Origin of the sequence: Pseudanabaena sp. PCC 7367 (assembly GCF_000317065.1) — a bacterium.
GTDB classification, from domain to species: domain Bacteria; phylum Cyanobacteriota; class Cyanobacteriia; order Pseudanabaenales; family Pseudanabaenaceae; genus Thalassoporum; species Thalassoporum mexicanum.
The window spans coordinates 3,229,300-3,242,989 of record NC_019701.1 but is presented as its reverse complement, the minus strand read 5'-3'; the positions used below and the strand labels follow the sequence as shown (position 1 = coordinate 3,242,989).

Below are 13,690 nucleotides of genomic sequence, written 5' to 3'. Positions count from 1 at the left end.
TTAACCGCGGAATGTGGGATTAATCAAGCCAAAACCCGTAAAAAGCAAAATAAAAAAACCTTGCCCAGCTAACCCGAAAGCTAGAACCAGGGCAAGACTTTAATTATTCAATTAAATCTAAATATTTGAAAATCTAGATAATCAACAAAAAGCTTAGAACAAGCCCAAAGTCAAAGACTCATCGATCGGCATGGTAGCGCCAATCCCCAAGTAGATCGTGAACGCAGTACCAAACAAAAACACAGCCGTAGCCAGAGGACGACGGAATGGGTTCTGGAACTTGTTAACATTCTCGATAAACGGTACCAGAATCAAGCCCAGGGGCACAGCGGTCATCATAAAGATGCCCAACAACTTATTAGGTACAACCCGCAAAATCTGGAACACCGGATAGAGATACCACTCAGGTAGAATTTCCAATGGCGTAGCAAAGGGATTTGCAGGCTCACCGATCATGGCAGGGTCAAGCACCGCAAGACCAGTACATAGGGCGATCGTGCCCATAATTACGACTGGGAATATATAGAGCAAATCATTGGGCCAGGCGGGCTCACCATAATAGTTATGCCCCATGCCCTTTTCTAATTTTGCAATTAGCTTAGGATCGCTAAGATCCGGCAGCTTTTCAATCTTGGACATATTAAAAACAACTCTCCTTTCAAACTTTATAAATAGAGAATATATTGCTGGTTGGGATTTATTGTCTATCAGTAACTAATCTTGAATCACAAGTAAATTAATTACTGCTCTTGATCAATTATAGATTTTTAGCTCAGGTTCGATCGGTGATCAGACGCACCAAAAACCAAAACTAATACTTTAGGAAAGGCAATCCAGACAAAAAATTAAGATCAATCATTTCAGGCAATAAGTTCAGCGCAAATCTAGAACCACGGTTTAGAGTGGGCCAGAAATACCTTGTTTCCGAATCATCAGGAAGTGAGCCAACATGAAGACAGCAATAAACCAGGGCAATACAAAAGTATGCAGGCTATAGAAACGGGTTAGGGTTGCTTGGCCAACTGCCTCGCCACCACGCATCAATTCAACAACCGTTGTACCAACCACAGGGATCGCGGCGGGAACGCCAGACACAATCTTAACCGCCCAGTAACCAACCTGATCCCAAGGCAAGGAATAACCAGTTACCCCAAAGGAAACAGTAATTACCGCCAATACCACACCAGTTACCCAAGTCAGCTCGCGGGGCTTCTTGAACCCACCGGTCAAATAGACCCGGAACACGTGCAAAATCATCATCAGCACCATCATGCTGGCAGACCAGCGATGGATCGATCGAATCAACCAGCCAAAGCTGACCTCGGTCATGATATAGCTCACCGAATTAAATGCCTCTGCCACAGTAGGCTTGTAGTAAAAGGTCATAGCAAAGCCAGTTGCAAACTGAATAATGAAGCAAACTAGGGTAACGCCACCCAAGCAATAGAAAATATTGACATGGGGTGGGACATACTTACTGGTTACGTCTTCGGCAATGGCGCTGACTTCTAAGCGCTCGTCGAACCACTCGTAGACTTTACTCATGAATATAAAGAACCTAAAACCAAATATCGTTTAACGGGAAGAATGATTATTGATGTATTTATTGTAATACTTCTTAAATTTTATCTTAACAGAACTATTAACAAGCGACCATCTAAACCTAATCTTAGCAATCATCTTAGCCTGTTTGGGAATTTAGCTGGCAGTTTAATCGAAGCTTAAATTTTGTTGAAATTATTTACTCTGCTCAGCTCAGGCTGCCTGGAACTAATTTTGGCTAATCTGGTGTTGGCGAGGTCTCAATGCCGCTCTTACCAATATTATGCCTGGTTATGATATTGATTCTTAATCCAGTTCAAAATTTCTTGATTGACTGTTTTCGGATCTTCATCATGGGCGCAATGCCCCAAACCCTCCAGCTCGATCAACTGGGCATGGGTTGAAAATTTTACGAGCCTGCGGCCTTCCTGAGGGGGAATCATCCGATCTTTTGTACCCCACAGGATCAAAAATGGAATTTGCAACCCAGCGATCGCCCTGGCTACATTAGGTGCATAGTCTGACTCCATTACACCACGAGCAATGCGACAGAATGCCTCAGCCGCTTTGCGTTCCTGGGCTGGAGTCGCAATAATATCAACCAGTTCATCATCCACCACATTTGGATCGCCATAGGCAACACCCGCCCAGGGCTTAATTACTTTGGGTTGGCGCACAAAATAAAAAATTGGCTTGAGTAAAACTGGCGCAGAAAATAGCTTTTCCATCGCTTGCACGATCGGCCGGACTGGTTTGGGAATCATCTCGGTGCGCACCGCCACGTCGGGTAGACTAATGGTCACCAACCCTGCGGCCATCTCTGGATGCTGGCTAGCGGCGATCAGTGCCACCAGAGAACCGATCGAATTGCCTACCAGGATCATCGGCTGGTTAATAAATGTGCGCCAAAAATCATAGACCTGCTCTACCCACAGGTTTGTGACATAGCGGGTGGGTGGCTTCTCCGAACCGCCAAAACCCACCAGATCCAGGGCATAGACAGCATGTTTTTGCGACAAGACCGGGATGTTATAGCGCCATTGACCGATCGCTGCACCAAAGCCATGAATCAGCAAAATTGGCAGGGGGCGATCAGGGCGATCGGGGCGATCGTTATTTACTTCAGTATTTATTGCATTTATTGCTGGGCGCTTAAATGTATAACGGGTTTGCCAACCGCGCCACAACCAATCGCGGCTCACTAGGTCTTTAGCGCTGATTTGAGGGACAGGATCTCTTGGATTCAGGGTTTTGGCACTCATGCTCAAGTTGAGGAGTAGTTGATAAGTTGATAAATAAACTGTTAGCCGATCCTTGCTCAGATTTCTTGCCGAAATGCTCAAATAACGGTGTTGCGTTTTGGCGGGATGATGCAACTATTCAACGATTGGCCAAACCAAGCATATATTTTGATATGGGTGATGCCGAAATTTCATCCCTCGTTTACGCAATACCTAAATAACGATTGGCAGTTTGATTCGATGTTTTAACTCAACGCGATCGGTATGCAATATTAAAACAGGTTCATCCTCATCTAACTCATCCAATCTGGTGATCAAGTGATCAAGACTTTGGGACAATTTTTCACCCATGCATTTAAACTAATGCCATTAAGAATTTGGCTGCGATGGTTCCGGTGATGGCTGATTTAATTGCTCAGATTGTTGAGATTGCTCAGACGGTTCTGGTGGCTTTTTCTTCTCTGGTAGTTCAGAACCAGTTGGATCGAATTTTTTGGCCAGGGCAGGATATTTGATCCGGCCATGATTGCGTTCTTGCCAAACTTTAATAAACACCGGAATAATATTTTCTAAATCTTCGGGCGAAAGATTAGCATCGCGCAGTTGATGATCAGCCAATCGCGCATTAAAAATTCGCCGTACCATCGCATAGGCCTCATCGATGGTGGTATCACTACCCAGCGATCGCAATGCTGCCTCACAGGCATCTGCCAACATCACCACGCCCGTCTCACGGGATTGGGGAATAGGCCCTTCGTAGCGAAAATCGTTTTCGGTCACAGTGTCATCGATCGCCTTGGCTTTGTGATAGAAATAGGCGATCGTAATAGTGCCCTGATGCTCTGGGATAAAGGCGATTAATTGTTCCGGTAAGCGGAATTTTTGGGCAAGTTTGATCCCACCGGTCACATGCTCACGAATAATCTGGGCGCTGCGCCAGGGATCATCGATCTTGTCATGGGGATTGGGTTGCCCCATTTGGTTTTCAATAAAAAATTCTGGGTGCAAGGTTTTACCCACATCGTGATACAAAGTGCCAGTGCGTACTAAAGAGGTATCCGCACCGATCGCCCTGGCTCCAGCTTCAGCTAGATTTGCCACAAACAAAGTGTGTTGGAAAGTGCCCGGTGCTTCGGTGACCAGCCGCCGCAATAGGGGGCGATCGAGGTTGGCCAGTTCTGCCAGTCGAATTGGCGTAAGCGCATAGGAAACTTGCTCCAGATAGGGGATTGCCCCCAGAGCCACGATCGAGCAAACCAAGCCACCGGCCGCATATTGCAAAGCTAATGTCGCTACGGCCACCAGGGGTAAGTTGGGCGCGAACAACAGGGCAGCAAAAGCATAGGCAGCAGCCTGCACAATTGCCACCAAAATGCCAGCGGTAGCCAGATGCGATCGGGTATGGGGTCGATTGGTTAACAAAGCTGCCAAAATTGCACCGACTAAAATTGGGCTAAATGCGATCGCGGTTGGGGCAAGTCCCACCACCAAAGGCACCGCCAGCAAAATTGTAGTTAGGGCGGCCAAGCGAGAGCCATAAAAACTACCTAGCATTAAGCCCACCGTGGCAAAGGGAATGAAAGTAATTACCGCCGGGCTCAGCAAAACCGCTGCCACCGATACACTGGTGCAAACGATGCCGATCGCGGCTACGTCCATTAGCTTCAGCCGCACCCCAAGCAAATGACCAAGCCGCCAATTAACCAGGCCAAAAATTGACATTGCCAGTGCCACTGCCCCAGATACCATCACGATCCCTAGAAAGTTAGGTCGACGCTGAGCTAATCCCAAACTATCAAGAAAAGCAAATTCTTTCTCGGTAATTTGTTGACCAGCCCTCACAATCACTTCCCCAGCCTGAAGGGTAATTACTTTAGCTTCTACCTCCTCAGCCGCCTTAGCAGCCAATTGATCAGTGGCCACATAATCCGGCTCTAGATTGGGAATTAAGACAGTATCAAGTAAGTCGATAATTATTTGACGGCGGTATTCTGCGATCGGCAGATTGGGACGTGATGAAATTCGATACTGCCTGAGCTCGGGTGGTAGCCCAGGAATTAAGCCTTCGGCCATCAAATTATTTAAAGCCAAAAGGGCAGCCTGTTTGTCTACATCCCATTCTGAATCACGCAGGTCTAATAAATAATCCTGGAATAGATCTGGCCCTGCTTCCAAAGCTATAACTGCGGTTTTATAGCGTCCTCTGGCCTGTTCAATTTGATTGATTAAGTCACGATACTCTGCCTCAGACATCAGATTCCGCCGCCGCAGCAACTCTGTGACAACCCGGCCATAAATATTATTTTGGTTTGCGATCGAAGAGTCAGCGGTTTGCAATTGCTCTAGTTGTTGCTGAAGGGTTTCAACCCGCTTTTGCAAATCTTGCCACACTGGCTCTGGGCATTCGCGCAAATATAGCTGCACGCCATAGGAAAGCAAGCTGGTATCAATATAAGGGCTAGGCCCAACCGCATCCCGAATTTGATCGCCCACAATCAATAATTCTTCTAGATGCTGTACCGATCGCACCCTGGCAGTATTATCTACCCGATATATTTGCGGCACTTCCTGTCTAGCCCGCTCTTTGGCCTCACGGGTGGCTTCCCGATCGACTGTTTCGGCGGTACGCGGCGCTCGAATATCTCTGGTTACAAATGTGCCTACTTTTAACTGGGGCTCCCACAAAAAGCGCACACTCAAAGTAGCACTCAGGCTAACAAAGGTTAAGCCCACGATCGCTCGTCCGATCCATTTCTTAGGCGGACAAAAAAACAATCTTTGCAATGGTTTGGGAATCGTTCCCATAGACATTTAAGTAATATCCCAAATATCCGAGACAGTGAAACTTACTAAGCGAGGAGAATTAAGCATTGTAGCTAGAAAAATATTTGAACTTAATTTTTGAACTTAATTATCGATAAATAGATAATATTAGATCCTGCTGATTAATGATATTAGCTACATTATTGTTAATCACAATTCAGCACATTTCGATCAATTTCTAGGTTGAGCCCCCAAGTTAGCCTTAGATAACTTAACTAGATCACTTAAGGAATATCAGCGATTGGTATGGATCTATATTTTGGCCATAGACCTAACTGTAGCGTTTTGCGATTGCCCTTTTTGCATAATTAAATTCTGCATAATATCATCACAGCCTTAAGCACAGTAAAACATAAAATTTGCTTAACTGGGATCAGCCCCATATAACTAACCCCTGGCTGTAAATGTATGATTAGCCCTCTCCTTACCCAATTACTAGATACTTTAAGTCAATATCTCAAAGTCAATATCTCAGCAAGGCATATTTTAAGGTAGTAGAAGAGTAAGCCGTAAGCCGGGTTCTGTTAGCAAAACTGATTAACTAAGCTTTACTGGCGGTTATCTATCTGGGATACCTGTTGCCAGATACCTCTAGCGGCTCAGATCTACAACCAGTTGCCCGATCGCAGATAATTGGCAAAAGAATCATAAAGGCAGCAGCTTCTTTTTCCAACTCGCCTTGCTTCCGACTGGGGTTTACCGAGCCAGGATCTCCCGATCCTGCTGGTGCGCTCTTACCGCACCTTTGCACCCTTACCATCTCAGCATTCTTGATTAAGCTAAAAATGCAATATCATGGCAGCTAAACCGTGATTTCATCAGGCTATTTAACCTAATTCTCAGTGGCTTGCGCTCATGAATTATGAATTGCCAAGATGGCGGTATATTTCTGTGGCACTTTCCGCACGATCGCTCGCCCTGGGAGTTGCCCAGCAGTCTAGCCTTTGGGGAAGCCCGGACTTTCCTCAGCAGAGCCCAAGAATTAGTTAATCCTTGAGTTGTGCTGCAACCACCGCACCTACTCTCCTACGCCTCCATCCTAATGTATTTATGGGGATTTGGTTAGTGCGGAATGAATCGAATCGGCTAAAGAGTGGGTGTCTGGAACCCACACACTAAGGTATCGGCAGATTAGCTTAATTTAAGTGCGCAACAGAATTTTTGCAACCTGATTAGTTGTTGTTGCTCAGGAAGGATCGCCTGAGAGCCTTACTACGTTGCTAGAGATCATTATTGAACTCATCCTAAAAGGTAATCAACTGAGTTGCTTAAGCAGATTGACTGGGGCACTAAAAGTTAGGCAAACCAGTCATTTTGTTTACAAGTGGTTTAGCAGTGTTGAATTTGCCACCGACCAGAACTCAATTGATTGGGGATGGCAAAGACTAGAATTAAGTTGTAGCAAGCTTTTTGCCGTTCTTCGCTAAAATATCTTCACAAAATGCTAGACTGACTGGCATAATTACTTCTATCTTGATAGGGAAATCGGAAATTTGGCCATTTTTAGGTTATTATTTCTGGTTATATGGGAGACCTCACGGCAAGGAAAGCAGCAACTTGATTTATTTCGGTTTTGTTGTACTTTAGGCATATCTTAAGCAGCCTAATTGAATAAAAATACTATTTCTGCTGAATCGCTTAATTCCCAATAGGTGTGAGAATCATTAAATGATCAAGAGTATTTCAAAAAGTATTCGTACTTTAGGCTTGTCTATTGCTTTCCTGATGCTGGCTGGTATTGCTCATCCTGCTGCCGCAAGTGTACTCAGGATTTTGGTTAAGGAAGATGCTGGATCTCAAATACCAGTTGCCGTCACCCAATCAGCAACCCTGAGTGTCAATGGCCAAGAGGCAAATCGCTTAGAGCCAGGTCGCTGGTATAACATCCCAGTCGATCGGGTTAGTACAATTGTGCCCACCAATAATGGCTTGGTGCAAGTTGGCCAAAACCTCTATCCAGGGGAGATCGTGGTTCAGTCCTGGCAGGGTAAGGCTGTGGCGGTGAATGTACTGCCCCTCGAACAATATTTACGCAGCGTTGTCCCCAATGAAATGCCCGCTAGCTGGCACATGGATGCTTTGATGGCTCAGGCGGTGGCGGCACGTAGTTATGCGATTAATACCCAACGCCAGGATAAATGGGGTGGCGCACCCTATGATCTTGTGAGCGACACCCGCGATCAGGTTTATGTGGGTTTCTTTCGCTTCGATCCCAAAACTTCTCAAACCAAGCCACTGATTCACCCGCGTAGCGATCATGCGGTTGCTTCCACGGCTGGCTACATGCTCCGCTCTGGCTTTAAGGGTTACTATAGAGCTAGGTTGCCACGCAACTGGATTAGCTGGGGTAATGGCTACATGCCCGTATCCGATGGCCAACATCTGGATCAGGAAATGACTCAACAGATGGCTGAAAGAGGCTGGAACTGGACACAGATCTTGGCATGGTGGTACCGTGATGAGCCAATCAAACAACCCTAGCTCTAAACTTGGCGTTAAATATTTTGGAGTTATGGCAGTAGAAAAATTATCCCCTCAGGCCATTAATGATGGTTTGTCAACCTTGACAGGATGGGAAATCAAGAACGAGAAGCTTAATAAGTCATTTAAGTTTAAGGATTTTAATGAGGCCTTTGGCTTTATGACCCGTATTGCTTTGGTGGCTGAGAGCATTAATCATCATCCTGAGCTGTTTAATGTTTACAACAATGTCACGATCGACCTGACCACCCATGATGCTGGCGGCATTAGTAACTTAGATCTTGAATTTGCCAAGCGAGTAAATTCATTTTGATCTTGCTACTTTGCGCCAATTGATTAGTTATTTGGCTGATGTGCAGTTAGACTCCCATGTCGTGCTGATGTTCCCAGATATAACTAGATATAAAAAATTACTAAGAGCATTTATAGCGATCGCTAAGTAAATCTAATTCGTAGCGATTTTGAAGCCAATAGCAGTTTTGATCTTCTCGATCGCCCTTGGTAATTCAATTTTAACCAGGCATTTAGATGAAAATAATTTACGCAGGAGCAGATTTGCTGCTGTTTTTTATTTTTTGGGTAATTAATTAAAACTTCTCGATTCGCTGTGGTTTTATGCTTATAGGCAAATGCGATCGCTAAAAACACCGTTTTTGTCTAAATTTCGAGATTAGAATATCGATTCTCAGGCATTTTTATTTTCCTGGGCGCTAATTAAGCGATCGACCTGAGCATATAGATCTTCCGGCTGGGCAGAATTATCCAGCACGTAATCCGCCAGAGGCACTTTTTCTACTAAGGGCATTTGGGCATCTATTCTTTGCTTTGCCTGGTCGATCGATAAGTTATTACGAGCAATTAAGCGCTGTAATTGCTGCTCTGGCTCACACACTACTAACCATATTTCCGTGACCAGGTCAGTCAGCTTGGCTTCAAATAGCAGTGGAATTGCCATCACTACGGTTTGAGGTGCATAGTTTGCGGCTAGAGCAACCAGGCGATCGCGCACATACGGATGAATTTGTGCCTCTAACCAATTTCGTTGATCAGGATTGGTAAAGACTAGCTCACCGAGCTTGGCGCGATTGAGCGTACGATCTGGCTTGAGTACGTCACTTCCAAAATGAGCGGCGATCGCCTTTAAAATTTTGCCGCCATGAATTTCCGCAAAAGCTGGATCAACCGCCTCACGCGCCAGCACATCAGCATCCAGGATCGGCAAATTGTACGTCTGGCCTAAATAGTCAGACACCAGGGTTTTACCCGTCGCAATGCCACCAGTCAGGCCAATCATGCGCTGCGTCATGGCTTAGAAATAGAAAAATGAAGAGTGCGATCGCGCCAAATAAATCTCATCCCCCGCCACCAAAAAGCTACCAGTAATAATTCTAGGCTGTAAAGGGTTGCTAGCTAGTCAACCAATTAACTGTGCCCAAGCGAATTTCACTGATAGCAGTTTAATTGTTTTGAATTTTAGAAAAAGCAAATAGAGGCTAATCAGCTCTAACCACACAAACTTAAGTACCTTAAGTTAGAAGTTAGGGCATTCCCCCACTTCTATATCCTTGCCGTATTTGCCCTAAACCTGATAATGCTAATGGCTACCACAAAGCTGGGACTGGCTCTTGCGGCACTGGCACCACCGGTACACGGGGTCTAAACACAGGAGTTTTGACCACTTCTTCGCGGTGTACTTCGATCGGCCCTAGCAAGACACCATCCGGAGCTTCAGCGCCACTAACATGGTAATAACTGGCATAGGCAGCCAAGGAAGTAGTATAGGGACTAGCTAGATCCCTGGTGCGGATTGTGTAGGAACTAAGGGTTTGCAAATCCATCATTTCCTGGAAAATCGCTCGTAGCGCATGACCTTCACGCTCTACTTTCATGTCCATATAGTCAAACTGAATCCACGGTTGCTGGATATTGGTATCTGACGTTATGTCTGTGACATGCCTGATTACCTCCCGATAGGTGGCAGGATAATCTGGGGGAAAGACTTCTTGACTAGTCATATGTGGCTCAGCAAAAGCTGGCATAGCGATCATCGCAGTAGTTGCTACTAATGATGAGGCTAATAAAAGCGATTTAGCTTTCATAATAAAAATCCTCACGACCTAAAATGTGCACATTTGATGCCATATAATCTATCAGAAATAAGCAGGTTTTGAGCGATTAATTAATAATCTTATCAATCAATCAATCGACTTAGTTACTAATTAAATATACGGCTATACATACCAATGAATAATAATCAAAACAATTCTAAGCAACTGTTATTAGATCTTATCTGTCAATTGGCATATAGAGAAGGTGATTTCACTTTATCGTCTGGACAAAGTAGTTCATATTATGTCAATTGTAAGCTAGTTACTCTTCATCCCTATGGAGCATTTTGGACTGGAGAAACATTATTTAAAATGTTGCCAGAAACCGCAAATTTTGTTGCTGGTTTAACATTAGGAGCCGACCCAATTGTTACGGCAGTAAGTGTGGTTTCGGCAATCGAGAATCACCCTGTTTCCGGTTTGATTGTCAGGAAAAAAGCTAAAGGGCATGGCACCGGAGTCTGGATCGAAGGGCCACTCCCTCCTGCTGGGGCTGAGGTAGTGGTTTTAGAAGACGTGGTGACTACTGGCCAATCGGCATTGTTTGCAGTCGAAAAGCTTAGGCAGGCGGGATATACCGTTCAACAAATAATTAGTTTGGTCGATCGCCAATCCGGTGGTGCTGAACTTTATGCCAAAGAAGGGCTTAAGTTTGAGCGCGTTTTCTCGATCGCCCAGATTCAGGCTCATTACGCAGCGCTGCAAGTGCAAAAAGGTTAGCTAACTTAAACAAGCCTAAATAAAATGTTCTGAGAACAGCAATTATCTGGTCAGCTTATGTAATCAACGAATCTCGATCGCAACCAGGGTCTAAGTATTTATGTGGCAGTCTATTCATGATAATTATTGGCTAGGAAAATTTTGAGCGATCTTATTACGCCAGATAGCGATCGCTAATAACTAACTATTTAAACGAAGTGATTGGTAGTAGTGATTTTGACCAAGACATAGCTGGGAATATTTAAATATTTAGGTAGTGCTGAACAAGTAAGGATCTAGGAGATAGTTGAATATCCATAACCCAAATAAGCTAAGCTCCGAATTTTAAATCGATTGCCAATTATCCTTGCTACTGCATGACTACCAATATTTAGGTATCTGGATACTTAGGATATTTAGATGCTGAGGCATATAAATAAATTGCAGCGACTTTCTAACTAAAATTATCTGCTGTAACTTGCTCCAAACCTATAACCTATATTTAATCGTGATCCCAAAATTTAAATTTGGTCAGAAACGATCGCTACGACTAAACTTCTTATGCAAATGCGTAAATAAAAGATAAAAGCCAAGATCGTGATTCTTTCGTGCCAAGCTTGAACTTTGGCAAGCGTTTTAATCTAGGCTATGGCATTTGAACTCCAAAGAATTTTGTCAATTCCCATAAAAGTTATTAATTCTGTATTCTACTTAACTTAGTTATGGGGCATTAATAGCGCAGTATTTAACTAATCTAATCTAAATTGGCATTAGATTTATTTGTTAGTGAGAATTTACTGTTAACAACCCAGCAATCAACCCCCCTGCCTGAATCCGGCCATCTACTACTTAACAGTAATTAAACTAGGCGTTAAACAGGTTTTAACTGAGCCACTGCTAGAATAGATAAATTATGGTTCTTTAGGTTTACTAAATAAGTTTGAAAGCTTGCCGACTTTAGAGTGACTTGGCTAGTTGGAGATCTTTGTCCCTACATTTTTAGCTAAGTCCTGACTGGCATAGTGATTAGTGATTAAGGTAACCGCTGAGGAGTGATTGAGATTATTGCTAATTCTGACAAATTCAACCAAACTAATTGAAGTTAGCTATTTTGCGATTTTTTGACTTTCCTTACCGGCTAGAAACCAATGCAAGAACTATCCGATCACGGTCAAATTAGAAGCAAGTTCGATCGCCAATTGATCCAAATCCAGCAGAACGTTCTGCGGATGGGAGCTCTGGTGGAAAGTTCTTTTTGGCTAGCACATACTGCCCTGTTTGAGCGGAACTTAGAATCAGCACTGCAACTGGCACTCCAAGATAAGCAAATCGATCGCTACTATCGCCAGATTGAACAGGACTGCATTAACGCGATCGCTCTCCAAGCACCTGTATCCCGTGATTTACGCTGGCTCAGTGCCATGATGCAATTAACCAGGGATCTAGAGCGGATCGGCGATTATGCCGAAAACCTAGGTGAGATCGCCGTAAAGCTATTCCCCTATCCAATACCTACTTACATAGCGCGAATTGAAATGATGGCCAATCGCTGCCGAGCCATGCTAGCGCTAAGTTTGGTGGCGCTTGCAAATATGGATGCAGAGGCCGGATTTAAAATCAAGATTAAAGATGATGCGGTCGATGATGACTACCAGGATTTGTATAACCTGCTGTCGTGTCAAAAGCCCGATTCTAGTAGTTCGGAACCAATTATGCTGAGTGTGCTGGCGATCCACCACTTGGAGCGAATGGCCGATCATGCCACGAATATTGGCCAGCGGGTCGGGTATGTTGTAACTGGCGATCGTAGTTGATTGCTGCGCTAATAATGCGCTGATAATTTGAGTAAAACTCAAACATGACCAAAACTGTATTAATTACCGGTGCTTCCAGTGGCATTGGCAAGGCAACCGCAATTTTATTCCAGCAGCAGGGCTGGCAGGTGGCAGCAACGATGCGATCGCCGGAGCGAGTGGCTCAGCAAGACCCTGAATTTGCAAATCTAGAGCGCTTATTGATGTTGCGGTTGGATGTAACCGAGCCGGAATCAATTGTCCAGGCGATCGCTACCACGCTGGATAAATTTGGCTCGATCGATGTGGTGGTAAATAATGCTGGTTATGCGCTGGTGGGGGCATTTGAGCTGACTACACCAGACCAGATTCAAAAGCAATTTGAAACCAATGTATTTGGCCTAATGGCTGTCACTCGTGCAGTTTTGCCCCATTTGCGTCAACAACGCCAGGGCACGATTGTAAATGTGGCCTCGGTCGGCGGCCGGGTTACCTTCCCGATCTATAGTCTTTATCACGCTACAAAATGGGCGATAGAAGGATTCTCGGAATCACTGCAATATGAACTACGGCCATTTAACCTCAAGGTCAAAATCATTGAGCCGGGGCCGATCAAAACCGATTTTTACGATCGCTCCGCCGATATGTCGCTCAGTTCTGAGATCCCTGAATATGATCAATTTGCCGCTCAGGTGATGCCCCAGATGTTGAAAGCGGGCGAAGAAGGCGCAGCACCAGAGCAAGTGGCAAAAGTAATCTACAGGGCTAGCACCGATCGCAGTAGGCAATTGCGTTATCCCGCCGATCGCAATGCCAGGTTTTTGCTATTTTTGCGCAAGCTCCTGCCCGAGCGCATTTTTACGAAGATTGTGCAAACTATATTGATTAAATAGAGTAGCGATCGTCAGTAGCCACAAGTTAGAGTGATAATCAAATAAAATCGTAATTAATTTACAATCACGATCGAGGTAGTAACCAAATTCCGCTAGGGTATATATATAGT

At 44.6% G+C, this 13,690-nt stretch carries 11 protein-coding genes and 1 other RNA gene; 5 read left to right on the top strand and 7 right to left on the bottom strand.

All coding sequences use genetic code 11. The annotated features are described in order from the left end of the window. Nucleotides 1-153: 153 nt before the first annotated feature. From petD to rnpB, 5 genes are all read right to left on the bottom strand, one after another. Complete coding sequence (gene petD / locus PSE7367_RS12880; RefSeq protein ID WP_015165795.1) at nt 154-639, bottom strand: cytochrome b6-f complex subunit IV; 486 nt, start codon at nt 637-639, stop codon at nt 154-156. A gap of 258 nt (nt 640-897) precedes the next feature. Further along, nucleotides 898-1,545 carry a cytochrome b6 gene (gene petB, locus PSE7367_RS12875; RefSeq protein ID WP_015165794.1) on the bottom strand — a complete coding sequence of 216 codons (648 nt, stop codon included), beginning with the start codon at nt 1,543-1,545 and terminating at the stop codon, nt 898-900. Between the two features lie 278 nt (nt 1,546-1,823). Beyond that, nucleotides 1,824-2,804: an alpha/beta fold hydrolase gene (locus PSE7367_RS12870; RefSeq protein ID WP_015165793.1), complete on the bottom strand. Its 981-nt coding sequence runs from the start codon at nt 2,802-2,804 to the stop codon at nt 1,824-1,826. Between the two features lie 348 nt (nt 2,805-3,152). Beyond that, the gene (locus PSE7367_RS12865; protein WP_015165792.1) at nt 3,153-5,594 is read right to left on the bottom strand and encodes an HD family phosphohydrolase; all 2,442 of its coding nucleotides are present in this window, start codon (nt 5,592-5,594) and stop codon (nt 3,153-3,155) included. A gap of 506 nt (nt 5,595-6,100) precedes the next feature. Further along, an RNA gene (rnpB, locus tag PSE7367_RS21215) (RNase P RNA component class A) lies at nt 6,101-6,632 on the bottom strand. A gap of 642 nt (nt 6,633-7,274) precedes the next feature. Between rnpB and PSE7367_RS12855 the strand changes: the two genes are divergently transcribed. Both PSE7367_RS12855 and PSE7367_RS12850 read left to right on the top strand, forming a co-directional pair. Next, nucleotides 7,275-8,087, top strand: a complete 813-nt coding sequence (locus PSE7367_RS12855) for a SpoIID/LytB domain-containing protein (protein WP_015165791.1) — start codon at nt 7,275-7,277, stop codon at nt 8,085-8,087. A 31-nt stretch (nt 8,088-8,118) separates the two neighbouring features. Then, nucleotides 8,119-8,400 (top strand): 4a-hydroxytetrahydrobiopterin dehydratase, encoded by a 282-nt coding sequence (locus tag PSE7367_RS12850; protein ID WP_015165790.1) that lies wholly within the window; start codon nt 8,119-8,121, stop codon nt 8,398-8,400. A 372-nt stretch (nt 8,401-8,772) separates the two neighbouring features. On the opposite strand, the gene coaE is transcribed toward PSE7367_RS12850, so the two are convergent. Both coaE and PSE7367_RS12835 read right to left on the bottom strand, forming a co-directional pair. Then, nucleotides 8,773-9,393 (bottom strand): dephospho-CoA kinase, encoded by a 621-nt coding sequence (coaE, locus tag PSE7367_RS12840; RefSeq protein WP_015165789.1) that lies wholly within the window; start codon nt 9,391-9,393, stop codon nt 8,773-8,775. Between the two features lie 295 nt (nt 9,394-9,688). After that, complete coding sequence (locus tag PSE7367_RS12835) at nt 9,689-10,102, bottom strand: hypothetical protein (protein WP_156800402.1); 414 nt, start codon at nt 10,100-10,102, stop codon at nt 9,689-9,691. Nucleotides 10,103-10,330: 228 nt separating this feature from the next. Between PSE7367_RS12835 and pyrE the strand changes: the two genes are divergently transcribed. From pyrE to PSE7367_RS12820, 3 genes are all read left to right on the top strand, one after another. Then, complete coding sequence (gene pyrE, locus PSE7367_RS12830; protein ID WP_015165787.1) at nt 10,331-10,915, top strand: orotate phosphoribosyltransferase; 585 nt, start codon at nt 10,331-10,333, stop codon at nt 10,913-10,915. 1,127 nt (nt 10,916-12,042) lie between these two features. After that, complete coding sequence (gene phoU / locus PSE7367_RS12825) at nt 12,043-12,708, top strand: phosphate signaling complex protein PhoU (protein ID WP_015165786.1); 666 nt, start codon at nt 12,043-12,045, stop codon at nt 12,706-12,708. A 44-nt stretch (nt 12,709-12,752) separates the two neighbouring features. Further along, entirely contained in the window at nt 12,753-13,580 is an 828-nt protein-coding gene (locus tag PSE7367_RS12820) for an SDR family oxidoreductase (protein ID WP_015165785.1), read from the top strand. The last annotated feature ends 110 nt before the right edge of the window (nt 13,581-13,690 follow it).